This is a genomic window from Pseudomonas sp. EL_65y_Pfl1_R83 (genome assembly GCF_963970695.1).
Classification (GTDB): Bacteria; Pseudomonadota; Gammaproteobacteria; order Pseudomonadales; family Pseudomonadaceae; genus Aquipseudomonas; species Aquipseudomonas tritici.
Window position 1 is genome coordinate 1 of record NZ_CAXAQI010000374.1, and the last position, 467, is coordinate 467.

A 467-nucleotide genomic window follows, 5' to 3' on the forward strand; every position below is an offset into this window, starting at 1 on the left:
TTGCGGCGGCGGACAGTGCGACGCTCGGCACCTTCCCGCTGCGGGGATCGTTCAATAACGCGACCCTCTCCACGAACACGGCGACGACCGGCATCACCCTGCAGAACACGGGCGGCGGCGCCGCGCATCCGACCGTGCAGCCGACGATGCTCGCCACGATCTACATCAAGCTCTGACGGGAAGGCGAAGGCCCGATGTTCATCAACCCCGTCCTGTTTCCTCAGGTCTCCAACCGCGAGGACCTGTATCGCACGGTCGGCCTGTTCGATGACGACACGAATGAGGCGATCGACGTCTCGGGACGGGTGCTGGCCGCCCCCGGCGACTTCACGGCCGCCAACTGGGTGGTGACCGCGGGCGATGTCGTGACGGCCTCGGTGACGCAGCTGACGAGACGCAGCTGCCGAAGATGCTGGCGCTGCTCGCGGGCGGGCAGGCCGAACTCGTGGTCGGCAGCCGCTACATCG

Annotated in this window: 1 protein-coding gene; it reads left to right on the plus strand. The window is 67.5% G+C overall.

Features of this window, described 5'->3' with window-relative positions:
* Nucleotides 1-194 precede the first annotated feature (194 nt).
* On the plus strand, nucleotides 195-467 hold a 273-nt coding region (locus tag AACY08_RS29370), incomplete at its 3' end, for a hypothetical protein (RefSeq protein WP_339472593.1).